The organism is Hyphomonas johnsonii MHS-2, assembly GCF_000685275.1.
In the GTDB taxonomy this organism is placed as follows: Bacteria; Pseudomonadota; Alphaproteobacteria; order Caulobacterales; family Hyphomonadaceae; genus Hyphomonas; species Hyphomonas johnsonii.
This window is the reverse complement of sequence record NZ_ARYK01000003.1, coordinates 98,889-121,141: the sequence shown is the minus strand read 5'-3', so window position 1 is coordinate 121,141 and position 22,253 is coordinate 98,889. Positions and strand designations below refer to the sequence as shown.

The following is a 22,253-nucleotide window of genomic DNA, read 5'->3' as shown; positions in this document are numbered from 1 at the left end:
ATACAGGCACCCGCACAAGCAAACGCCCCCGAAGTTCGGCTCCGGGGGCGCGTGAAAAAGGGGCAGCCAGGCGGCTAGGCGTCTTCAGGCTGCAGCGCGGCTTCTGCAGCCATCACCCGGGCGACAGCATTCACGACAGACGCGATGCGTACGCCCGCCTGGACCTGCTCGGTCGTCATGCCATGCTTGCGCAGCACGCTTTCATGGGCATCAAGGCACATGCCACAGCCGTTCACGGCCGACACGGCCAGCGCGAACAGCTCGAAGTCGGCCTTTTCGATACCGGGCGCGCCGATCACGTTCATGCGCAGCTTGGCCGGGAGCGTCGTATAGGTCTCGTTCGTGAAGAGGTGCGTCGAGCGGTAATAGACATTATTCATCCCCATGATCGCACTCGCCGCCTTGGCGGCGGTCACGGCTTCGGGGCTGATCTTGCTGCGGGCCTCAGCCTCCAGCGCCCGCAATGTCTGGGGCTCGCCCACGGCATGCGCGCAGGCCAGCAGGCAGCCATACTTCTGCTGGTCGGTCAGGATGGTTTCGTTCACCATCGAGCCGAGGTTCAGTTTCAGGTCCTTGGCATAGTCCGGCAGTTTGGATTTCAGGGTGTCGAGCGACATCAAGGCGTCCTTTCAGGAGCAGGAACTCGTATTCAGAGAAAAGTATCCGGCGGGCGCATCGGCATGGGAGGGAATGATATGCCTTGCGCCTTGGGGAGGTGCGCATGAAGCGCCCGCCAGACGGCTTGTCACGCGGGGGACAACGGTTCGGGGAGATCGGAACAAACCGTCAGTCCGGATCCGCGTGACATGTTCGGACCGTGCAGGTCAGGCCGCGATTTCCAGCGTGTCCCCGCCAACAGGGCGGTTGCACGCACACAGCTCGTCTGTCTGCAGCGCGTCGAGCACCCGCAGCGTGTCCGAAGGATTGCGGCCGACATTCAGGTTGGTGACATAAACGTGCTGGATCACGTTATGCGGGTCGACCACGTAAGTGGCGCGATAGGCGACGCCTTCTTCCTGGTTGCGCACGCCGAGGCGGTCAACGAGCGACCCCGTCGTGTCGGCGAATTGCCAGATCGGCAGTTCTGCCAGGTCCGGATGTTCCCGGCGCCATGCCAGCTTCACGAACTCATTGTCTGTCGAACCGCCGAGCACGACCGCGTCGCGATCCTCGAACTCGCTGTTGAGGCGGGCGAACTCGGCAATTTCGGTCGGGCAGACGAAGGTGAAGTCTTTCGGGTAGAAGAAAATGACCTTCCATTTCCCTTCGAAGCTGTTCTGGTCGAGCGTTTCGAAGGCGCTTTCGCCATTCTCTTCATGGTGCATGAATTTCGGTTTCACGCCGGTAATCTTGAAGTCGGGAAGTTTGTGGCCAATGCCTAGCATCTGGGAGGTCTCCTGCAGTATTTACAACGGTTCCGGGCCTGTTGAGCCCGTCGGAATCACAGATGGGCGCGTTTCAAGCAAAAGAGAAATTGATATTCTCTAGAACTGACATAGATACACTCTATGGCAATTCCGACCCTCAGACAGCTGCAGTTCCTGACCGCCCTCGGCGAGACCGGATCGTTCTCACGCGCCGCCGAAGCCTGCTGTGTCACCCAGCCCACATTGTCCGCCGGCATCAAGGAGCTGGAAGAGCTGCTTGGCGTGAAACTGGCCGACCGTGAGGCCCGCGGCGCCCGCCTCACCCATGCCGGCGACCTTGCCGCGGCCCGCGCCAGCGCCCTGCTCGCCGATACCCATGCGCTCGTCCAGGCCGTCCAGAGCGCCGGTGCGCTGCTGACCGGTCCGTTCCACCTCGGCGCCATTCCGACCATTGCGCCGTTCGTCCTGCCACAGGTGGTGAAAGCCCTTTCATCCACCTATCCGGCGCTCAGGCTGTACCTGCGGGAAGACAAGACGAGCCGCCTGATCGACCAGCTCAAGACCCGTACCCTCGACGCGGCGCTGATCGGCCTGCCCTGGGATGCGCCCGGCATCGAGACCCTGTCCCTGTTCGATGACGAATTCCTGTTCGCATCCTCGACCAGCCACCCGCTGGCAAAGAAGAACGGCCTCTCGCCCGACGACCTGGTCGGCGAGGACATCCTGCTCCTCGAAGACGGCCACTGCCTGCGTGACCATGCCCTGTCGATCTGCCGGCCGGCTGCCGGCGACCGGGCTGGCCAGGTCGCAGCAACGTCGCTCGGTACGCTGGTCAACATGCTGGCCGGTGGAATCGGGGTGTCACTGCTGCCAAGGCTCGCGGTCGATCACGGTCTCGCCATCAGCAACGATGTTGCCGTGCGTGAATTCACGACACCCGTCATCGGCCGCCAGGTCGGCATCGCCTGGAAGGCCGGATCGCCGTGCGAGGCGGATGCCCGCAAGATCGGCGAAATAATGAAGGCCGTGATCGTCGGCTGACGGACTGGCCTTCCGGCCTCCCCTGCTCACTGCACGCGACGGTGAGGCGAGCGAACTTCAGGACCAAGACAAAGGAAGCGGCCCCGAAGGACCGCTTCCCAGCATCTCCTGGCCTTCCTGGCCCTAACCCGCTTCGCGTTCGTTGCGCACGTCGAGGTCGTATTCGCGCACCTTGCGGTAAAGCGTCGACCGGCCGATGCCGAGGCGGCGCGAGACTTCGCTCATGTGCCCGTCATAATAGTCGATCGCGTATTGCAGGATGTCGCGTTCGACATCGGTGAGCGACCGCAGGTCGCCATGCTCGTCGGTGATCGCAACCGGGCTGGACGCGGCAACCGTGCCGGGCCCGGCATCATTGGCCGCCGCCGGGGCACCCGGTACGGCATTGGCTGCGACCGGTGCGGACGGCAGGGTCGAAACGTCCGGCATCTGACCGGAAATCTGCGGGAAGTCCTGCGGCTGCAGCTGGTCGCCCTCGCAAAGCACAACCGCGCGGAACACCGCGTTCTCGAGTTGGCGGACGTTGCCCGGCCAGTCGAAAGCGTAAAGCAGCTTCAGCGTGTCGTCGGCAATGCCGGACACTTTCGCGCCTTCGCTGGCATTGAAGCGGGTGATGAAATGCTCGACCAGGGCCGGGATATCGTCACGGCGCTCACGCAGGCTCGGCATGTCGACCGGAAACACGTTGAGGCGGTAATACAGGTCTTCGCGGAACGTGCCGTCTGCCACCTGGGCGGCAAGGTCACGATTGGTCGCGGAAATGATGCGGACATCCACCTTGGTCGGACGACGCGACCCGACTGCGTCGACCTCGCCCTCCTGCAGGGCACGGAGCAGTTTGACCTGCGCGTCGAGTGGCAGTTCACCGACCTCGTCCAGGAACAGCGTGCCGCCGTCTGCCTCGACGAACTTGCCCGGCGACTTCGAAACGGCGCCGGTAAAGGCCCCCTTCTCGTGACCGAACAGGATCGACTCGACAAGATTTTCCGGGATCGCACCACAGTTGACCGTCACGAAGGGCTTGCCGACCCGGGCCGAAGCGCCCTGGATGCAGCGCGCGACGACTTCCTTGCCGACGCCGCTTTCGCCGAGGATCAGGACGGGAATATCAGATGCCGCCGCCCGCTCGGCGAGACGGATCACCTGGCGCATCGGCGCGGCCGACGCGATCATGTCGCTGAAGCTCATGCCCCCTTCGGCCTTGCGCGACAGGCGTTTCACCTCACCCGACAGCGACTGCATCTTCAGCGCGTTGCGGATCGAGACGACAACCCGTTCCGGATTGGCCGGCTTGACGATGAAGTCCACCGCGCCGCGGCGCATCGACTGGACGATCGTGTCGATACCGCTGGTCGCGGTCAGCATGATCACCGGAAGGTCTGCCCGCTTGGTGGCAAGGCGCTCCAGCGTGTCCATGCCGGACAGGCCGGGCATCGTGAGGTCCAGCAGGACAACGTCGACGCCGTCCTTGGCGTCAGCGGCAACCGCAATCCCGGTTTCCCCATCGGGCGCCGTGCGGCAGGCAAAGCCCGCCTTCTCCACGGCGGCCTGCAACAGCCGGCGCTGTGTCGGATCGTCGTCAATAACCAGAACGGTCTTCGCCATCATCATACCCTCGTTCAAGGCCGGGCGATCATTTGCCGCCCGTGCCGTCAATTGCTGGAGCGATCTGGGACAGCTGCGTCCCACATCGCTACGCCCCGTTCTGACACAGAGGGATGAGAATCAGGTTGAGTGGATCGATGAAATTTCAGGCGAATTGCGCCGGGCTGCTCAGTGCAGTTCGGTCTCGGCAGCGACCAGCCGTTCCAGGTCCTCATCGCTGAGGCGCTGGACGAACCGTACGCCGACGAGTTCGTCACGCTGCCAGCGCTTTTCGCAGACGCGGCGGATAGAGACCGGGCCGCCCCGTCCGTGGACGAGCAGGTAGAACTCGCGCGGCAGGTCCGGCAGCATCGCCCCCTCACCGAAAGTCAGCTTGGCACCGGACTGTGACATGTCGAGAATGGAAATGTCCCGCGAGGCGGTCAGGTCAGGCCACACGATGCGGCCCGGCCGATAGGCCTGGATGCGTGGCTCGCTGCGCCGGATATCCATCCCGACACGCTTCAAGCCTTCCTGCAGTTTGGCCGTAAACCTGTTCATTCTGCGATCTATGCATTGAGGGAGTAAACCATTTGCAAACAAACACCTGTCAATTCGACCTTATGGCCGCTGTCGCAGTACGCGTGCGAACTTGCATTGAGCTTGTGTGGAAACTGTGCAATAAGGCGCTTATCGACTTCGAAATTGTGTCGGATAACTCGCAACTAAGGCCGTGCTCAAGCGCCGCTGCAAGACCGACTTCTCCCCCGCAAGACCCGAGATTGATCACGTGCGAGCAACTCCGCATGCCCGTGAATTTTTAAGACCAGGTAAGATCTATGTCTACAGGAACTGTTAAGTGGTTCAACAGCCAAAAAGGCTTTGGCTTCATTCAACCCGATGCCGGCGGCGCTGATGTGTTTGTTCACATCTCTGCTGTCGAACGCGCTGGCCTTGCCACGCTCAATGATGGCCAAAAGGTCAGCTACGAGCTGGAAAAAGACAGCCGCAGCGGGAAGATGTCAGCTGGCCAACTCGCCGCTGTCTAAACGCCTTTAAGGGCCCGCGTACGCCGCGAGTGCCACACAATCCTGAAGATCCCCGCTCCCACAAGGCGCGGGGGTTTTTTATGTCCGGAATTCACTCCGGCAGGTCGCTGGCTGGCTGGCCGGCTTCCCTGCGTGTCACGAAATGGTTCTCGAACGCGACGCCCAGGCAGGACGCGACGATCAGCACTGCCCCGGCCCACACACGCCAGCCCGGCACCTCGTCGAAGAACACGATCCCGAACACCGCTGCCCAGACCAGCGCCGTGTATTCCAGCGGCGCCAGCAATTGCGCCCGCGCCCGCGCATAAGCCAGCGTCATCAGGTACCAGACCGCATAGCCCATCGCCCCCAGCAGCGCGAACACCGGCAGGTCGGTCATCTCCACAGGGCCAGCCACGCCGAACAGGACCGGCACCAGGCACAGCGCCGGCACGCCATTGGTGAACAGCGCAATCGTCGTCGCATCCTCCTTCACCGCGCGCAGGCGCAGCAGCACCAGCACGACCGCATAGATCATCGCCGAGGCGAACACCGCCGCCAGCCCCAGCACCCTGTGCGCGCCGGCCGCGCCATCCGGCGTCACGCTCACCGCAAAGGCCGCGCCCGCAAACCCCACCAGTGTCAGCACGAACGCCGTCGGCGAGATCTGCTCGCCCAGCACCACCCGCGCCACGAACGGCACCATCAGCGCCGCCGTGAACCCGAAGATGATCGTCTCGGCCAGCGCCAGCTGCGTCAGCGCATAGAAGAACAGGATCGCACTGACCACCTGCAACAGGCTGCGCAGGCTGTGGAAGCGCACCACCTCCGGCGCCGGCCATTTGCGCCGCAGGCCGACAAACACCGCCGTTGCGATCAGCGCGCCGAACAGGAACCGCCAGGCGACCAGCACCATCACCCCGGTGCCCGGCGCCGTGCCCTTCACAAGCGCATCGATGCCCGACCCCATCGCCACGGCCAGGACAGCAATCAACAGGGGAGCAGACAGGAGGCGCGCGATCATGCGCGCTGGCTAGGGCCAATCCCGTGGCCTGTCCAGATGCCTGGTACGGGCCGCCCAGCGCCCCGCAGGACGTCCCGCTTGACAGTCCGCACGATTCGTTGTTTTTCGATAAATACCCTCAGGAGACTGACCATGCAGCTCATCGCCCTCGCGTTCGACGCGCCCCATGCCATAGATGCCTACCTCAACGCCGTCTCAGGTGCCATCCGGGACCGGTCGGACGCCTATGACGAAGGCGAGGCGATCTGGTCCGTGGTCACGTTCCTCGTCAGCCTCGCCGTCACGTTCGGCCTCTACCAGACCGGTTTCATCCGGGGCCTGCGCGACCGTGTCGAGGCGCGCCTGCCGCGCTGGGCCGCCGTCTTTCCCTTCGTGCTGGTCTACACACTGGTCTTCGGCCTCATCACCCTGCCGCTCGACATCTGGCTCAGCCATTTCCGCGAGGTCGCCTATGGTAATTCCACGCAGACATTCGGCGCCTGGTTTGGTGAGTATCTCATCGAGTTCGGCCTCAACCTCGTCGCCACCGCCATCTTTGTCGGCTTGCTCTATCTCGTCATCCGCGCCCTGAAGCGCACCTGGTGGATCTGGGGCGCCGGGCTTTCTGCCGTGCTGATCGCGGTCATGCTCCTCATCCTGCCGGTGTTCATCGCGCCGCTGCTGAACACCTATACGCCGATGGAGGAAGGCCCGCTGCGGACCGACATCCTCAACCTTGCCACCGCCGCGGGCGTGCCGGCCGACGATGTCTATGTCTACGACCGCTCGCGCCAGACCAACACGATCAGCGCCAATGTCTCCGGCATCCTCGGCACCACCCGCGTCAGCCTCGGCGACACGCTGCTCGCCGACGCGACGCCGGCCGAAGTGCGCGCCGTGATGGCCCACGAGATCGGCCATTACGTGCTCAACCATATCTACGAGATGCTGTTCGCCTTCACCGTGCTGATCGCGATCGGCTTTGCCTTTGCCAATGGCACCTTTGCCTGGGCCGCGCGCACCTTCGGCGGCAAATGGGGCATCGGCGACATTGGCGACATTGCCGGCATGCCGCTGCTGTTCGCGCTGATCAGCACGTTCTTCTTCTTCGCCACGCCGGTGGTGAACACCATCATCCGGTCCAACGAGACCGAGGCAGACGCCTATGGCCTGGCCCTGGCCCGCGAGCCTGATGGCTTTGCCGCCGTGTCGATGAAGCTCGGCGCCTATCGCAAGATCGATCCCGGCCCGGTCGAACGCTTCGTCTTCCACGACCACCCGACCGGGCGTGACCGCGTCACCATGAGCATGAATTTCAAGGCCGCCGAGCTCGCCGCCGGTGCCACCGACCTAGACCCCAGCCAGGCCCCCCTCGTCCCCGAAGTCGAACGCTACGTCGCCGAACGCGAAGCCAAGCGGACTGGAGGTGGGAAGTAGGTAGTCAGGCGTTTCGATTCTTGGCCGACCAGAGAGCGTGTCAACTTTAGGCAGCACAATAATTCTGAATTGCCGAAAGCCATTCCAAGACTTCGTAACGAACCTCACCTTCATGTTCATAAGCGCATCTAGTTTTTATTCCGTCTGCTGACATATTACGAATAACGTATGCGGTGATTATCGTCTTAATGTTCCGCCTGGTCACCCGAATTGGTTCTTCACGGTGGCTGGTCGGTCTAAATCGCAGATCCCTGTTGTCGATAGCATCACGCAATGCCGCAGCAATCACCTCCGTTAAATCAGAGTGATCCACGTCTATGCCCGCCGGGTATACTAGCTTGCCTTCTGCTAGATTGTTCAGCTCCTGAAGGTCAATGTAGTTCTCAATTTCTCGCTTGCGGGTCATGAACGCCGTTCTATTCGCCCATGCATTTATTTCCCGCAGCCGTCTCTGCTTTTCTTCGTGGGCTGGGAGTTCTCCTGAAGTTCGATCCGAATCAAATATTACTACTTGCGGCACGTTCAGGCTTCCAAGATAGTTGCGTTCGACCCAATCTTTGAGCGTTTGTCCCCCGCCCATAGCCCAAAATATTTTGGATTGATCCAACGCTGGGATATCACCGGATGCAGACAATACATGTGAAAAAGACACAAGTGCATCGACATCAGTCTTACCTTCGACCAAGACGGCCACCTTGATCGAGTTTGACTTGATCGGGTCGGGAAGAACTCCGAGCGCCGACGCAATTTCTTCGTAGATTTCCGGAGTACCTTGGCGCACCCTCGGTAGACCGGTCGCGGGATCACTATCCACATATCTCAATCCGTCCACGGGGACCAACCCAGCTAATGCCGGTACGTGAGTAGTAATGACAACTTGGTCGCCCGCGTCAGCTATTTCCTTTAATGCCTCTACAATTAGCTCCTGATTTTCTGGATGTTGCGAGGTCTCGGGTTCTTCAATCGCGTAAACTACAGGCCGTTGACCATCTAAATCATCGGCAGCAGCTTCTTCCTTCTTCTTCTTCGCTTCCGCTTGAAAGAAGCTCATCAAAACCAAACGGCGAACGCCAGAACCACGCTTATTCAGCGGAACGCCATCGTCGCTTTCTAGATCGACTTTGAAAATATTCTGCCAAGTCGGAGTTCGAAACTGCGGCGTTAAAGTTTTCGCGAGTTCAGGATAGGTCAGCTGCATTTGCGCCAATGTCCTGGCAGCCGTCTCCTCGACTCGTGTTCTCACTTCTGCGGTGATCGCCGCTAAATCCTCTTCAATCTCAGACAGCGCTTTTTGCACAGCTACCTTCATGGGGTTTTGAACCTCCGGGTCCTGATCGCTACTTGCGCGGTCTGATCTGAAAAGCACAAACAATGGCAACACGCTTTGGATCGCCGTCCAAATTGCCTTTCCGTTTTCATCATTCAAGGGAACTTCCTGACGCGACAATCCAAGATCACCGACGGCGCGATAGATCGCTTGCCGCATCGAAGGGTTTTCATTCAGGTTGCAATTCGCCTCCAATCCTCTTTCCCGGATGACGGCTTTGAGCTGAGTATTCGACTTTTGAAGGAGATCTGCCAAATCGGGCCGTGTTGGATGCACGGCGATGGCGAATATCTTGGCGCCTGACGGGCGCTGTACACCCAAGTTAAACACCTTATGAATCTCCAAATCACCATCCGAGTTGAGCAAGTGTTCAGCTTGGAATGTACTTCGTGCACCGCGATCCAAGGTGATTTCGGTGGGCAAGTGATCGAAAATTATGCCAATTCGCACTCCCCGTGCATCCCCGTTGATGCAGGCGTCGCCTTGATCGGGTTTTGAATTGTCAAAAAAGATATCGAGCGCTTCGAGAATAGTAGATTTTCCGGCGTCATTTCGACCGATCAGCGCAGTGAATTGACTGAAGGGTATTATAGTTTTGGCCTGATACCCACGAAAATTCTCTAAAATCAACGCCTTGATTTTCATGACACATCCTCGCCTGTAATTAGAAGGGCCCTGCAAATGCAACCATAGTTCTGACAGCGCCTCTTTCACAACTCTTCTTCACCACCCGCAGCAAACAAACCAAGAACACCCTAGACACTCCCCCTCCCCCGCTCCATATCTGGGCGCATGGCCCGCTCCCCGTCCAAATCCTCCGCCAAAGGCGTCGCCGAGGCGCCGTCCGTGTTCACCCTGGACGGGCCGGCGCATGGCGCCATCGAGCCCCTGTCGCCGTCGATCTGGACGCCGCACCGGCCGGACCGCGACTGGGACAAGCTGGAAGGCGGCAAGCGGTTCAAGGTCCACAGCCCCTACGAGCCGGCGGGCGACCAGAAGACCGCCATCCCCGAACTCGTCGAGGGCATCCAGGCCGGCGAGCGCGACCAGGTGCTGCTCGGCGCCACCGGCACCGGCAAGACGTTCACGATGGCCAAGATCATCGAGGCGACCCAGCGCCCGGCCTTGATCCTCGCCCCCAACAAGACCCTCGCCGCCCAGCTCTATGGCGAGTTCAAGAGCTTCTTCCCGGACAACGCGGTCGAGTATTTCGTTTCCTATTACGACTATTACCAGCCGGAGGCCTACGTGCCCCGCGCCGACCTCTATATCGAGAAGGAATCCTCGATCAACGAGGCCATCGACCGGATGCGCCACTCGGCCACCCGCGCCATCCTGGAGCGCGACGACGTGATCATCGTCGCCTCGGTGTCGTGCATCTACGGCATCGGCTCGGTCGAGACCTACACGTCGATGACGTTCAAGCTGCAGCCCGGCGACCGGATGGACCCGCGCGCCGTCGCCGAGCGCCTCGTCGCCAACCAGTACACCCGCAATGACATCGCCTTCACGCGCGGCACGTTCCGAATCAAGGGCGACGTCGTCGACATCTTCCCCGCCCACTACGAGGACCGCGCCTGGAAGCTGTCCTTCTTCGGCGACGAGCTGGAGAGCATCACCGAGTTCGACCCCCTCACCGGCGCCAGGATCCAGTCCCTGCCCGCGATCAAGATCTACGCCAACAGCCACTATGTCACGCCGCGCCCGACGCTCCACCAGGCCGTCGGCAAGATCAAGGAAGAGCTGAAGCAGACCATCGCGCATTTCGAGAAGCACGGGAAACTGCTGGAGGCGCAGCGCATCTCCCAGCGCGCCCAGTATGACATCGAGATGCTGTCCGCCACCGGCAGCTGCAACGGCATCGAGAATTACAGCCGCTACCTCACCGGCCGCAAGCCGGGCGAGCCGCCGCCCACCATGTTCGAATACCTGCCCGACAATGCCCTCGTCTTCTGCGACGAGAGCCACCAGACCGTCCCGCAGATCGGCGCCATGTTCAAGGGCGACTTCAGCCGCAAGTCCACGCTCGCCGAATACGGCTTCCGCCTGCCCTCGTGCATGGACAACCGCCCCCTCAAGTTCGCCGAGTGGGATGCCATGCGCCCGCAGACCATCCATGTCAGCGCCACGCCCGGCAAGTGGGAATTGGAGCGCACCGGCGGCGTGTTCACCGAACAGGTCATCCGCCCCACCGGCCTGGTCGACCCGCCGGTCGAGGTCCGCCCCGTCTCCACCGACGGCGCCAACCAGGTCGACGATGTCATGGCCGAGGTGAAGGCCGTCGCCGCCAAGGGCTTCCGCTCCCTCATCACCACCCTGACCAAGAAGATGTCGGAAGACCTCACCGAATTCCTCCACGAGAACGGCGTGCGCGTGCGCTACATGCACTCCGACATCGACACGATCGAGCGCATCGAGATCATCCGCGACCTGCGCCTCGGCGTGTTCGACGTGCTGGTCGGCATCAACCTGCTGCGCGAGGGGCTCGACATTCCCGAATGCGCTTTCGTCGGCATCCTCGATGCAGACAAGGAGGGCTTCCTGCGCTCGGAGACCAGCCTCGTGCAGACCATCGGCCGCGCCGCGCGCAATTCCGAGGCCCGCGTCGTGCTCTATGCCGACCGCATCACCGGCAGCATGGAGCGCGCGATGGAGGAAACCTCCCGCCGCCGCGCCAAGCAGGAGGCGCACAACCTGGAGCACGGCATCACGCCGACCACGATCATCCGCGGCGTGCAGGACATCCTCGGCGAGCTCGGCGAGAAACCCGGCACCAAGTCCCGCGCCCGGCGAGACCGTGATCGCGCCCTCGGCGAAGAAAAAGCCTTGCCACTTGCCGGGGAACCGGGCCACAACCTGAAATCAGTGATCGCGGATACAGAAAAGCGGATGCGCGAAGCCGCCGCCAACCTGGAATTCGAACAGGCCGCCACGCTCAGGGACGAGCTGAAGCGGTTGAGAGAACAGGATTTGGGGCTTTAGATGAGTTCTGATCAAAATCTAGGATAGCTTTAGTGCCTCGATGAGGAGATGCGCAGTTGACGATGGCGCCCCCATTTCAGTTCCTTCATTTGCTCGGCTAACCAAGCTTCGCTTTGAACGAGCAATTGCATCTGCTCTTAGATTCACTACTTCATTTGCAGAATTTAACTTGCATTTCTTTGAACAATATTCAGTACAAATTCCCGCCAATTTTGCCTTTACTCGTGACCTATCTTCGTCCGCGTCATAGTCTTGGAAATGGTACAGAAGGAATACCTCAAAACACGGATTTGAGTACGCAACATGTATTCCATGACTTCGTGCGTTGTTGATAACCTCCGAGACGTGATCATGAGAGTCGCGGTCAAATATCAACCAAACCTGATCGTGTTCCGAGTATCCGGTTCGGCTCTTATTGATCAACTTTAAGTAAGCTAAAGCTTCATCGAATAGGGTCTTAGGAATCTTCCCGGTCGAAACAAAATCTATCACAAATTCTCGTTGGAAGCGCGCCATCTCTCTAAAATAGAGAGTTTCAGTGACCGCACCTTCGCAAAAAATGTGTAGCTTCTTTTTCAACGCTCGCTTCGATTGTGCTGCTATCTTTCTTTTTGACTTCGGAGATTTTCTGCCCATTTTATGCGAACCATTCGAATTCCAAATTGGGAGGAACGGCACCCATTCGATCATCCAAATAAACTTTCTCTAGATCGTCCGAATATCTAAGAGAGAATTCGCTGGCTGAATAGAGTTCAGACTGTCCGCACCGGTCTTTTTCTACTAACCAAACCTCATCTCGGCGAAGCGATTTATCCGACAATAAGTTCGTGTCATGAGTAGTGAAGATAAGCTGGGCACCATTCTTATTGGTAATTTGACTAAGGAACAATTTCATTACTTGATTAGAAGCCCGAGTATGCAAGCTTGCGTCTAGTTCATCAACGAACAATACACCTCCGCTTTCCAACGTTTTGAAAGCACTGTTCAAAAGCTTAATTAGACGAAGCGATCCCGCGCTTTCCTCATGCGCCCTCAGCAAAAAGCCATCCTCACAACCCTCGTGCTTAAATAGTACATCGTACTCTTTGGCTTTTAGAGAAACATCGCCATCCTGACCCGTGAGGTCGCTAACAGCTTTCATCAATGCCAGCACTTTTTCATCGGGTTGATTTTCGCTGCGCTTTACTGGTTGTTTCTCGTACCCAATGATTCCTGTATCTAAAAACTGCAAAAACCTAACTGCGTTTTCATCGAGTTCTTGATCTTGCATGTCGTCTTCGATTTCAAATGGGGTCACCATGAAATCCGTCTCGATTTTCAACTTTTGAATAAAGTTGAAAACACTATCCAGCTGTGAGTGGTTTGCAGCAGAGGCTGCAGATAAGTACAAAACATCATCCCTAACCATCCCGGCAACGATAGCATTGGGCCCTTTTAGATTATTTCCGAAAGTGAGATCATTTCCGTTCCGCTCGTACCAAATTTGGCGGCGGTTGTTCGGATACGCATATAACCACTCTCTAACAAAGCTCTTTGAGTCGCACTCAAAGCCAAACTTGAACAGCGTGTCGTCACTTATAAAAGTTAGCTCTAATTCGGACGTCTCGCGAACCCCACTTGCTACCAACTTGAAATATTTTCTTGGCACGACTGGTTTATCGCGCTTTTCCGAGAATGAGCGGCGAACAGCCAGTCGAAGGAATGCGACCGCTGAAAGAATACTACTCTTTCCCGATGCATTCGGCCCGAAGATTGCAGCCACGGGCAAGACTTGCTTCGCCGTAGTAAATTTTGTTTCGACCACGCACTCGGTGCGTCCTTTTAAACTTGAAGCATTAAAATTGAGAGTTTGCTCCCCAAAAAAGCACCCCCAGTTTCGAAACCTGAACTCAACTAGCAAATCTGCCTCCGGCAAGTTTTAGAGTTATATTTGTCCATATTTCGCATACATAGCACTCTAATGTTATCCAAACATGTATTTCACGATAAAATTCTTTGCGCAAGCAAGCGAAGGGGGTGCATTGAAGCCGTAGGCCTTAATGCACCCCACCGCGCCCACCCTAATCCGCCGGCCGCGCATAGCCCTTCTCCGCGTCATGCTCCGCCCAGGCCGCCTGCGCCTTGGCTTCGTCGGCGAGATTCTCTTCCAGGCTGTCGGCCAGCGCGTCATTGCCGATGTCGCGCAGCCGCCGCACCGCCTCGCGGATCTTCCCGCGGAAGCCGTTGAACCAGCCCTCTTCGGCGCGCAGGTAGATGTCCTCCATCAGATGCTCTTCATAGAACGGGTCAGGCCCGAACAGGGCGCGGTTGATGTCCCACACCATGTGGCAGCGGTGCATGTACATGCCGTGAAACCGCATGTCGCCATCGGCCACCGGCACCACGTCTTCCAGCCCGTCATGCCAGGCCTCGCACACTTTGCGCATCAGCCGCCATTCGAAGGCATGGCCGCGCGCCTCGTGCGCCGCGCGCTGCGCCTCGCTCAGGCCGCTTGCCACCGGCGCGGCGAAATTCATCAGGCTGAGCAGGCGCCGCGCCTTGCGCATGTCGGCCTCGGCTTCCGGGATGTGGCCGGCGTCGAGCAGCGCGCTGACGCGGGCGCGGGCCCGGTCCACTTCGCGCTTCACCGGCGAGGCGTCGGCGTCCAGCCCCGCCTCGCGCACCATCTCCTCCGCCTCGCGGCGTACCCGGTCGACCTCTGTCTCGGCTGCGGCCGCCGCCGCGGCCTTCGCCTGCAGGTCGCTGGCGCGGAAGCCGTCTTCCCGCGCCCAGCCCGACAGCGTGGTGCGGGGGATTTTCAGCCGCGCGGCAATCGCGGCCAGCGGCTCGCCGGCTTCGGCGGCCTCCCGGGCCAGCCGGCGCAGGGCGGTGAGGGTTGCGGCGGGGCGGCGGTAACGGCGGGGGCGGTCTGGCTGTGTCATGGCGGGAAGTATACGCCCGGCGCCATTCCGGTCGGACAGGCCGGGCGCTGTCCCCCGCCCCGCCTGGCGCAAAGGAATGAACAGGCCTGCGCCTCTCCCCCATCACTCGGTCCAAAACTCATCCTGAGCGAAGTCGAAGGATAGCGGGCTTGTCCGGGCCTCCCCCCTCTTCCCTCCTCCATCCGGCCTGTCCGGGCCCTGCCCGTGCATCATCCGGTCTTTATCCGTTCATCCATCGTGCACCTGTTCGTGCTTCGTATCCGTGTGCGGTGCAGCATATTCACAGGGCGTCGCAATCCTGTGGAAAACCTCTCCTGTATGGCGAATTTTTCTTTACAGGGACTCGACTCAGGCGACTTTTTTTGAGATCGTTTCGGTAAGCCAACGACCTCGGCGCGGGAGCACAATCCGCGACAGAACGATGGCCCAGCACATCGCACCCGGAGACCCCGGGCCAATAGCCAGGCCGTGAGAGCGGCGGACGTGAAGGGCAAGGGTAAGGCGACGGGATAAAGCCAGGCGATGTCCATCTTTGGGGGAGCTAGACCCCTGGATTTGGAGCCCTATGCCGCGACCGGGGCGCGATCCGAAACGCGGTAACCAAAGGAAAATCCCTCGGGATGTCCGGCGGTTAGGCCAGAAGTTCACCCCTGGGTGATGACTGGCCGAGGTGAAGGATCTGGGCGCTCTTCGGAGCGACCTGCCGGAGCCAGGGTGACGAAGGAACCGCTCAAACGGAACCGACCGAGCCCCGTGTCAGCCGATGACCGACGACGAGTGCTAGCACATAGTCTCGGTAGTCTGATTCGATGACGCAGGAAAGGCGCGTGCCCTCGGGACCGCGCCTTTTTGCTGCCTGGAACAGGCCGAGCCTGCCCCGGCCTCCCCTCTCCCGACGTCACGGCTTGCAGCCCCGCCCGCATGGACTAAGTTCCTTTTAAGAATGCTAGTTGGGGCCCGTCCATGACCTACCTCCTTCCCGAAGACCAGCTTGACCCCGCCGCCTTCATCGCTCGTGGCAAAGGCCACCTGCCCGGCCATCTCGGCATCATCGTGACCACGCTGGAACGCCACCTCGTCGAGGGCCATTTCGAGATTGTCGCCACGCACCACGCGCCCAATGGCTACCTCCATGCCGGTGCCCTCGTCACCCTCGCCGACACGCTCTGCGGCTATGGCACCCTGGCCAACGTGCCCGCCGGTGCGACCGGGTTCACCACGATCGAGCTGAAATCGAACTTCTTCGCCACCGCCCTCGAAGGCCGCGTCCAGGCCCGCGCCACGCCCGTCCACGTGGGCGGCACGACCCAGGTCTGGGACTGCGAAGTCACCCATATGGAAACCGGCAAGCGCATGGCCCTCTTCCGCTGCTCACAGCTCGTGCTGCGCCCTAAAGGCTGACCACAAGCCCCGCGATCAGGTACATCACCACTGCGAACCCGCCCGCCACCAGCGCGTAGGGCATCTGCGTGCGCACGTGATCGATATGGTCACAGCCGGCCGCCAGCGAGGCGATGATCGTCGTGTCGGAGATCGGCGAGCAATGGTCGCCGAACACGCCGCCGCCCAGCACCGCCGCCAGCGCCAGCGAGGGCGGAATGCCCAGCGCCATGGCCAGCGGCATCGCGATCGGGATCATGATGCCATAGGTGCCCCAGCTGGTACCGGTCATGAACGCGGTCACGCCGGCCACCGCGAACAGCACGGCCGGCACCACGATCGGTGACACGAACTGCGCCGCCACACTGGACAGGAACGCCCCCGTCCCCAGCACGCGCAGGCTGTCACCAAGCGCGATCGACAGGAACAGGATCGCCACCACCGGCACCATTTCCGAAATCCCGGCAAAGCCGCGCGCCTGCAGGCCGCCTTTCGGGAACGCCTTGCCGGCTACCAGCAACAGGCCCGCCACGACCAGCGCCAGGCATACCGCCCACAGGATCGACTGGCTGCCGCTGCCCGCCAGGATATTGCCCCCGCCGGTCCACGCCATGAAGCCGAGCGCCGCGCCGATCATCACGATCAGCGGCAGCCACATGTAGATCGCCCGCGTCGGCGCGACGAGTTCATCATCCTCGACCTGGGCGACCTTGCTGGCCGCCGTCTTCATCGGCCCGAACACGCGCCCCGTGAACACTGTCAGGTAGACGCCCGCCAGGGTCAGCAGGGCGTAGAAATTCCACGGGATGGTGCCGGCGACAACGCCGATCGGGCTGTCAAAGCCATAGGGTTCCACCAGGCCGAGCGCATAGGCGCCCCAGCCGTTCAGCAGGATCAACGCGGATATCGGCGCCGAGGTTGAGTCAATGATATAGGCCAGCCTTTCACGCGACAGGCCGTGCGCATCGAACAGGCGCTGGCCCAGCACACCGCTGCTCAGCAGGCTGACATTCGTCTCGACGAAGATTGCCGTGCCGGCCAGTGCCGGGGCCAGCGCGGCCCGCCGCGGCGTCGAGACCAGGCCACGCTTCATCAGGCCGCTGACCAGCGCTTCCACGCCGCCACTGTCGCGCATCCATGCGATCAGGGCGCCGATCAACAGGCAGAATAACAGCACCTGCGCATTGCCGGTGCTGTCGAACACGCCCACGGCGCGGTCGATGCCGCCCAGTGCGCCCATGGCCGGATTGAAACCCGCAATCAGCGTTTCGGAGGCCAGCAGCGCAAGGCCCAGCGCCGCATATACATTGCGCGTCAGCATGGCGACGATGATCGCCAGAACCGGCGGCGCGACAGTCAGGATATCCAGGGCTCAGCCTCCCATATTTCCAGCCGCCAGCTATACGCATTCGCGGCCAAAAGCCCAGCGCCGGGCAGCTTCACATCTTCGCCAGCCATGCCGTACCGCTGGAATGGGTCAAATTTCACCCTTCCGGAGCAGGTTTTGGAAGCCTGTGTGCAATATTATACCCTGCCCACAACAAAAAACACGAAGCCCTTCTGCATGGACGACCTCACACGCACTTTCTGGCGCCAGCAGACCAGCATGGCCGTGACCGTGACCAGTGTCGCGATCATCGTCTCCATGGGCCTCGACTGGCTGTCAAATTCGGATACTACCTCCGCCGAGGTCCGCCATTCGCTGATGATGTCCTTCCTGATCCCGGCGGTCGTTGCTCCGCTGGCACTTTTCTATGTGATCCGGCAGAACCTGCGAAACCTGCACCTCCACCTCAAGGTCCAGCACCTCGCCAACCGTGACGACCTGACCAGCCTTGCCAACCGCCGCTTCCTGACCCAGCTCGTCACAGCGCGTCTCGCCGACACCGACCGTGCGCCAACCGGCCTGATCCTCGCCGACATCGACTGGTTCAAGCGCGTCAATGATACGTTCGGGCATGAAGCGGGCGACGAAGTGCTCTGCCATATCGCCCGGACGCTGGAGCACGCCGTGCCCGCAGGGGCCGTCGTGGCGCGCCTTGGCGGCGAGGAATTCACCATCGTCTGCGACGTTGCCGACCTCGACCAGCTCAGCCACGTCGCCGAAGCGCTTCGCCGGGCAATCGAATCCACGCGCCTGCTCTATCGTGGCGAGGCGATCCGCGTCACGATCAGCCTCGGCCTGACGCTGTTCCAGCCCGATGATACAGTATCATCGCTCCTGACACGCGCCGACAGGGCCCTTTATGACGCCAAGCATCTCGGCCGCAACCAGGCCGCACTGGCAGCATAGGCCCGCCGGCCGCTGCCCCGACCGCCGCACAATATTCCCGGAAATTTGATCGATCTGCCGCACGAAGCGGCAAGGGAATGCCTGTATCTGCTTCGGTATACGTTAGGAAATAGCATGTCGATGAGCCGGAATATCAGCACACGAAAATTCTGGTTCGGCCAGGCTCGCAACATGGCGACTGTCTCTATCTGCTCGATATTGTTGTCGGTCGTGTCCGTGTACCTGGCCACGAAAGGCTTCACGCCGAGCGACCGCCTGGTCGTCCTCTGGCTGAGTGCACTTCTGCCGGCAACGGTCTGTCCTTTTGCCATGACCTATGCCGGCTTCCAGAACCAACGCCTGCATCGGCTGCACCAGCAGGTCCACCATCTCGCCAATTCCGACGACCTGACCGGTCTCGCCAACCGGCGCTGTTTTCACCGCGAGGCCGCTCTCAATGTGTCCGATGCCGTGCACGAAGGCCGTCGCACCGCACTCATGGTGGCCGACATCGACTGGTTCAAGCAGGTCAACGACACGCACGGTCACGAGGCCGGAGATGAAACCCTGTGCCATGTCGCCAATACGCTGACCAGGATCGCGCCCGAAGGCGCACTGGTGGCACGGCTCGGCGGCGAGGAATTTGCCATTCTGTGGGAATACGATGATGCGGCGGATGTCGGCCACCTGGCCGAAGCGTTGCGCCGGGGCGTCGAAGCCACGCGGTTTTACTACCATGGCGAGACCATCAGCGTGACGATCAGCCTGGGCCTGTCGATCACCCGCACCGGCGACACGCTCTCCACCCTGCTCAAGCGCGCTGACGCCGCCCTCTACGAAGCCAAGAGTCACGGCCGCAACCGGTCCGAGCTGGCCGCCTGACCGTCAAAAAAAGGCCCCGGCTTTCACCGGGGCCTCTCACCTTGTTGAAGCGGAGGGGGCGCCGCTTCGACAAGTAGATCATTCTGGCGTGTGATCCATCGTGTGGTCCGCCGCGTCGTCCATGGCATCGGCTGCATCGTCGGCAGCGTCTTCCAGTGCATCACCGGCTTCTTCGGCCTTCTTCACGGCCTTCCAGGACTCGAATTCCACATCAGACAGCTGGGCGTCGCCATTGACGTCGTACTCGGCAAACGTCTCGGCAGTCACCGTGTCATCGGCGGCCTGGACCTCTTCGAGGCTGAGATAGCCGTTCATGTCGGTATCCACGTCTGCGAGCGCCGTGTCGTTGCCGGCAAGGGCAACCGGGGCGGCCAACAGCATGGCAAGGGCAGTATAGGCGATTGTCTTCTTCATTGGGTCTACTCCGTTTGGCTTCCCTGCCATCCGGACGTCGCCCGCTGGCAGTGACGGATCAAGGCGCTCACCCGCCCCGGCGTTCCCAACCTGTCTGAATGCTAAGACTCGTGGCCGGAATGTGGCAGGCGCGCCCCTTCCCCGACCGTGCATTGCAGGCAGCAAAAAGCCGCCTGCGCGCGAGTGCAGGCGGCTTCCCTCCCCAGCCCCCCGGGGCGGCCGCTCAGCCTGGTTAGAAGCTCAGCGGTGCATCTGGTTCCGGTTGCACCTCTGGTTCAGGCTCCGGCATGTTCTCGTTGATCGTGGTGTCTTGTGGTTGTGGCGCAGCCGAGGCCGTGCTGCAGCAGCGCACCTGCATCTCGAGGACGCGTTCGTTGAAGCGGCACTTCTCGTCATTGATCTCGCGCAGGAACGACAGGCCCCCGGCGCGGGTCGTGTAGCGCGTCTGGTTGCAGCTGGTCAGGACATAGCCTGGCCGGCAGGTGCCGGTATCGGTCTTCTGGATGGTGCGTGTCTCGCAGACCATCTCGTCCGTCTTGGCGAGGGCCGCTTCGGCAGCTGCCTTGGCCTCGTCAGCCGTGGCCTGTGCGGCGGCGGCGGCGCTGGAGGCACTTTCAGCCACGTTGCGCGCCTCTGACAGGCGCATGTCCGTCTCGGCAATCGCCGTTGACTGGCCATCGATCTCGACTTTCAGGCGGCAGACATTCTCGCCCGCCTTGTCGGGATTGGCGCAATAGTCGGCGACGCTCATTTCCTGTGGAATCAGGCTCTGGCACCCGGCCAGCGCCAGGGCCAGCAGCGTGCCGGCGGCGAGTTTTGCAATGCGCATAGTATCCTCCGCGTGTCGTTCGGGGGGCATTAAGCGGGCCGTGGACAGACGGGTCAACGCAAATCACGTAATGCGGGAATCAGGCTTTCAGCTTGTAGCCGGCCTTGAACATCCACCAGACAGCCGCCGTCGAGACCACTGACAGCACGCCGGTCACCCACATGCCGGTGACGATCGACGAGTTCGCAACGCCGATGAACCCATAGCGGAAACCGTCGATCATGTAGAAGAACGGATCCATGTGGGCCAGCGTCAGGAACGGCTCCTTCATCACCTTGATGTCGTAGAACGTGCCCGACAGGAAGGTCAGCGGCACGATCACGAAATTGGTCACGGCGGACAGGTGGTCGAACTTGTCGGCCCATATGCCGCCCATGGCGCCAAGTGCGCCAAGGATGATCGCCGCCGTCAGGCTGAACCAGATGATCGGCCAGACATGCACGACCGTCATGTCGGCCAGGCCGCTGAGCTGGATGCCGATCGCGGAAATCACCGCCACGAGCACACCGCGCGTGATGGCGCCACCCAGGAAGCCGGCCGTCAGTTCCATCGGCGACAGCGGCGGCATCAGGAAGTCGACATGGGTGGCGTTGAACTTGGCCTGCACCAGGCTGGAACTCGTGTTCTGGAAGGCGTTCTGCAGGATTGCCATCACCACCAGGCCCGGCGCCAGGAAGTTATTATAGCTCAGGCCCGCGAAATCGCCCTTCAGCTCACCCCGGTCCCCGAAAGCCAGCTTGAAAACCGTCATGAACAACAGCGTCGTCACCACCGGGGCCAGCACGGTCTGCAGCCACACTTTCATGAAGCGCCCGACTTCGCGCTTGTAGAGCGTCCACAGGCCGAGACCGTTGACGGCGCCATACTGCCGGATCGTCCGCTGGCCGCTTTGTGGAACCTGGGTGTCGGACAGGGCCGGACTGGCGGGCGGGGCATCGCTGGTGGAGTCAATCATCGGACGTATCTAGGACGCTTGCCCGCGATGAGCGAGGGGCAGGCCACAAGTTTTTCCGCGAATGACAAAATTATGGCCAGATTGCCTGATTGAGTGACAGGAGGGACACTAGATGTAGAAAGCCTGTGGAAAGCTACGCCTGCATGTTGTGTTTCATTTCGGTCCTGATACGATATCTAGGTGCTGAGAACGGTGGCTTGTACTAGTCACTACAACATATAGGGGCTGACGGAACCTTGTAGCGGGACCGTAAACCTAGAGCTGGGAGACCTCAATCCATGTCATGGACCGATGAACGGGTAAATGTACTCAAGAAACTCTGGGCGGAGGGCCATTCGGCCTCCCAGATCGCTAAGCAGCTGGGCGGCGTCACCCGCAATGCCGTGATCGGCAAAGTCCACCGCCTCGGCCTGTCCGGCCGTGCGACCCCGTCGCGCCCCGTCAAGCGCCCGCCACGCCTGGCCCGGCCGAAGCCGCGCCTGATGCCGGACGGTACCGTGACAACGCCCGCCGCCGCTGCGCCGGCTCCGACAGAGCATGCGCGCCCGGTCGAGCGTCCTGCGATGATCGCGCCACTGCCACCGCTGAAACTCGCCGATGGCGGCGCCGCGACCATCCTCACGCTGCGGGATTCCATGTGCAAATGGCCGATCGGCGATCCGGCGGACCCGAAATTCGCGTTCTGCGGCCGCAAGTCTGACTGTGGGCCCTATTGCGCCGAGCATGCCAAGGTGGCGTTCCAGCCGGCCCGCAAGCGGGACCAGAAGAAAAGCCAATACGATTATGTGCGTCGCATCGCTGGCTGATTCCAGCCGGTAACCCCAGCGACCC

The 22,253-nt window shown here is 61.0% G+C and carries 21 protein-coding genes; 8 read left to right on the top strand and 13 right to left on the bottom strand.

The window, feature by feature from the left end; genetic code table 11:
* Nucleotides 1–74: 74 nt before the first annotated feature.
* Together ahpD and HJO_RS07325 are read right to left on the bottom strand one after the other, a co-directional pair.
* Nucleotides 75–617 (bottom strand): alkylhydroperoxidase, AhpD family, encoded by a 543-nt coding sequence (gene ahpD, locus HJO_RS07330; protein ID WP_035615604.1) that lies wholly within the window; start codon nucleotides 615–617, stop codon nucleotides 75–77.
* 207 nt (nucleotides 618–824) lie between these two features.
* Nucleotides 825–1,385 carry a peroxiredoxin gene (locus HJO_RS07325; RefSeq protein ID WP_035615602.1) on the bottom strand — a complete coding sequence of 187 codons (561 nt, stop codon included), beginning with the start codon at nucleotides 1,383–1,385 and terminating at the stop codon, nucleotides 825–827.
* Nucleotides 1,386–1,508: 123 nt separating this feature from the next.
* Here HJO_RS07325 and HJO_RS07320 point away from each other — a divergent pair, with 123 nt between their 5' ends.
* A complete protein-coding gene (locus tag HJO_RS07320; protein WP_035615600.1) occupies nucleotides 1,509–2,408 on the top strand; it encodes a hydrogen peroxide-inducible genes activator in 900 nt (299 codons plus the stop codon).
* Between the two features lie 123 nt (nucleotides 2,409–2,531).
* Here HJO_RS07320 and HJO_RS07315 read toward each other — a convergent pair whose 3' ends face one another.
* Together HJO_RS07315 and HJO_RS07310 are read right to left on the bottom strand one after the other, a co-directional pair.
* Nucleotides 2,532–4,013 (bottom strand): sigma-54-dependent transcriptional regulator, encoded by a 1,482-nt coding sequence (locus HJO_RS07315; protein WP_035616092.1) that lies wholly within the window; start codon nucleotides 4,011–4,013, stop codon nucleotides 2,532–2,534.
* Nucleotides 4,014–4,181: 168 nt separating this feature from the next.
* Nucleotides 4,182–4,553, bottom strand: coding sequence for a PilZ domain-containing protein (locus HJO_RS07310; protein WP_035615599.1), 372 nt, complete (start codon nucleotides 4,551–4,553; stop codon nucleotides 4,182–4,184).
* A 278-nt stretch (nucleotides 4,554–4,831) separates the two neighbouring features.
* Between HJO_RS07310 and HJO_RS07305 the strand changes: the two genes are divergently transcribed.
* Nucleotides 4,832–5,041 (top strand): cold-shock protein, encoded by a 210-nt coding sequence (locus HJO_RS07305; protein ID WP_035615597.1) that lies wholly within the window; start codon nucleotides 4,832–4,834, stop codon nucleotides 5,039–5,041.
* A gap of 91 nt (nucleotides 5,042–5,132) precedes the next feature.
* Here the strand turns inward: HJO_RS07305 and HJO_RS07300 are convergent, their stop codons facing one another.
* Complete coding sequence (locus HJO_RS07300) at nucleotides 5,133–6,044, bottom strand: DMT family transporter (protein WP_051618388.1); 912 nt, start codon at nucleotides 6,042–6,044, stop codon at nucleotides 5,133–5,135.
* A 132-nt stretch (nucleotides 6,045–6,176) separates the two neighbouring features.
* On the opposite strand from HJO_RS07300, the gene HJO_RS07295 reads away from it, so the two are divergent.
* Nucleotides 6,177–7,460 carry a M48 family metallopeptidase gene (locus HJO_RS07295; protein ID WP_051618387.1) on the top strand — a complete coding sequence of 428 codons (1,284 nt, stop codon included), beginning with the start codon at nucleotides 6,177–6,179 and terminating at the stop codon, nucleotides 7,458–7,460.
* Between the two features lie 46 nt (nucleotides 7,461–7,506).
* Here the strand turns inward: HJO_RS07295 and HJO_RS07290 are convergent, their stop codons facing one another.
* Nucleotides 7,507–9,432: an ATP-binding protein gene (locus HJO_RS07290; protein ID WP_051618386.1), complete on the bottom strand. Its 1,926-nt coding sequence runs from the start codon at nucleotides 9,430–9,432 to the stop codon at nucleotides 7,507–7,509.
* 147 nt (nucleotides 9,433–9,579) lie between these two features.
* Between HJO_RS07290 and uvrB the strand changes: the two genes are divergently transcribed.
* A complete protein-coding gene (gene uvrB, locus HJO_RS07285) occupies nucleotides 9,580–11,769 on the top strand; it encodes an excinuclease ABC subunit UvrB (RefSeq protein ID WP_035615596.1) in 2,190 nt (729 codons plus the stop codon).
* An 18-nt stretch (nucleotides 11,770–11,787) separates the two neighbouring features.
* Here the strand turns inward: uvrB and HJO_RS18925 are convergent, their stop codons facing one another.
* The 3 genes from HJO_RS18925 to HJO_RS07275 all read right to left on the bottom strand — a co-directional run bounded on the left by HJO_RS18925 (nucleotide 11,788) and on the right by HJO_RS07275 (nucleotide 14,690).
* The gene (locus tag HJO_RS18925) at nucleotides 11,788–12,405 is read right to left on the bottom strand and encodes an RloB family protein (protein ID WP_422120071.1); all 618 of its coding nucleotides are present in this window, start codon (nucleotides 12,403–12,405) and stop codon (nucleotides 11,788–11,790) included.
* Between the two features lies 1 nt (nucleotide 12,406).
* Nucleotides 12,407–13,573, bottom strand: coding sequence for an AAA family ATPase (locus HJO_RS07280; RefSeq protein ID WP_162173795.1), 1,167 nt, complete (start codon nucleotides 13,571–13,573; stop codon nucleotides 12,407–12,409).
* A gap of 256 nt (nucleotides 13,574–13,829) precedes the next feature.
* A complete protein-coding gene (locus tag HJO_RS07275) occupies nucleotides 13,830–14,690 on the bottom strand; it encodes a hypothetical protein (RefSeq protein WP_035615591.1) in 861 nt (286 codons plus the stop codon).
* Nucleotides 14,691–15,653: 963 nt separating this feature from the next.
* Here HJO_RS07275 and HJO_RS07270 point away from each other — a divergent pair.
* Nucleotides 15,654–16,091, top strand: coding sequence for a PaaI family thioesterase (locus HJO_RS07270; protein WP_035615589.1), 438 nt, complete (start codon nucleotides 15,654–15,656; stop codon nucleotides 16,089–16,091).
* Here HJO_RS07270 and HJO_RS07265 read toward each other — a convergent pair.
* Entirely contained in the window at nucleotides 16,081–17,391 is a 1,311-nt protein-coding gene (locus HJO_RS07265; RefSeq protein WP_206741825.1) for a Na+/H+ antiporter NhaC family protein, read from the bottom strand. The two genes, HJO_RS07270 and HJO_RS07265, sit on opposite strands and share 11 nt — an antisense overlap.
* A gap of 243 nt (nucleotides 17,392–17,634) precedes the next feature.
* Between HJO_RS07265 and HJO_RS07260 the strand changes: the two genes are divergently transcribed.
* The gene (locus HJO_RS07260) at nucleotides 17,635–18,363 is read left to right on the top strand and encodes a GGDEF domain-containing protein (RefSeq protein ID WP_162173794.1); all 729 of its coding nucleotides are present in this window, start codon (nucleotides 17,635–17,637) and stop codon (nucleotides 18,361–18,363) included.
* Between the two features lie 120 nt (nucleotides 18,364–18,483).
* On the top strand, nucleotides 18,484–19,224 hold the full coding sequence (locus HJO_RS07255; protein WP_162173793.1) for a GGDEF domain-containing protein: 741 nt from the start codon (nucleotides 18,484–18,486) through the stop codon (nucleotides 19,222–19,224).
* A 78-nt stretch (nucleotides 19,225–19,302) separates the two neighbouring features.
* Here HJO_RS07255 and HJO_RS18605 read toward each other — a convergent pair whose 3' ends face one another.
* The 3 genes from HJO_RS18605 to HJO_RS07240 form a co-directional block, all read right to left on the bottom strand.
* Nucleotides 19,303–19,638, bottom strand: coding sequence for an EF-hand domain-containing protein (locus tag HJO_RS18605; RefSeq protein ID WP_199285755.1), 336 nt, complete (start codon nucleotides 19,636–19,638; stop codon nucleotides 19,303–19,305).
* A gap of 232 nt (nucleotides 19,639–19,870) precedes the next feature.
* A complete protein-coding gene (locus HJO_RS07245; RefSeq protein WP_035615585.1) occupies nucleotides 19,871–20,467 on the bottom strand; it encodes a hypothetical protein in 597 nt (198 codons plus the stop codon).
* A 79-nt stretch (nucleotides 20,468–20,546) separates the two neighbouring features.
* Nucleotides 20,547–21,422 (bottom strand): ABC transporter permease, encoded by an 876-nt coding sequence (locus HJO_RS07240; RefSeq protein WP_035615583.1) that lies wholly within the window; start codon nucleotides 21,420–21,422, stop codon nucleotides 20,547–20,549.
* 278 nt (nucleotides 21,423–21,700) lie between these two features.
* Here HJO_RS07240 and HJO_RS07235 point away from each other — a divergent pair, with 278 nt between their 5' ends.
* Entirely contained in the window at nucleotides 21,701–22,228 is a 528-nt protein-coding gene (locus HJO_RS07235) for a GcrA family cell cycle regulator (protein ID WP_035615581.1), read from the top strand.
* Nucleotides 22,229–22,253 lie beyond the last annotated feature (25 nt).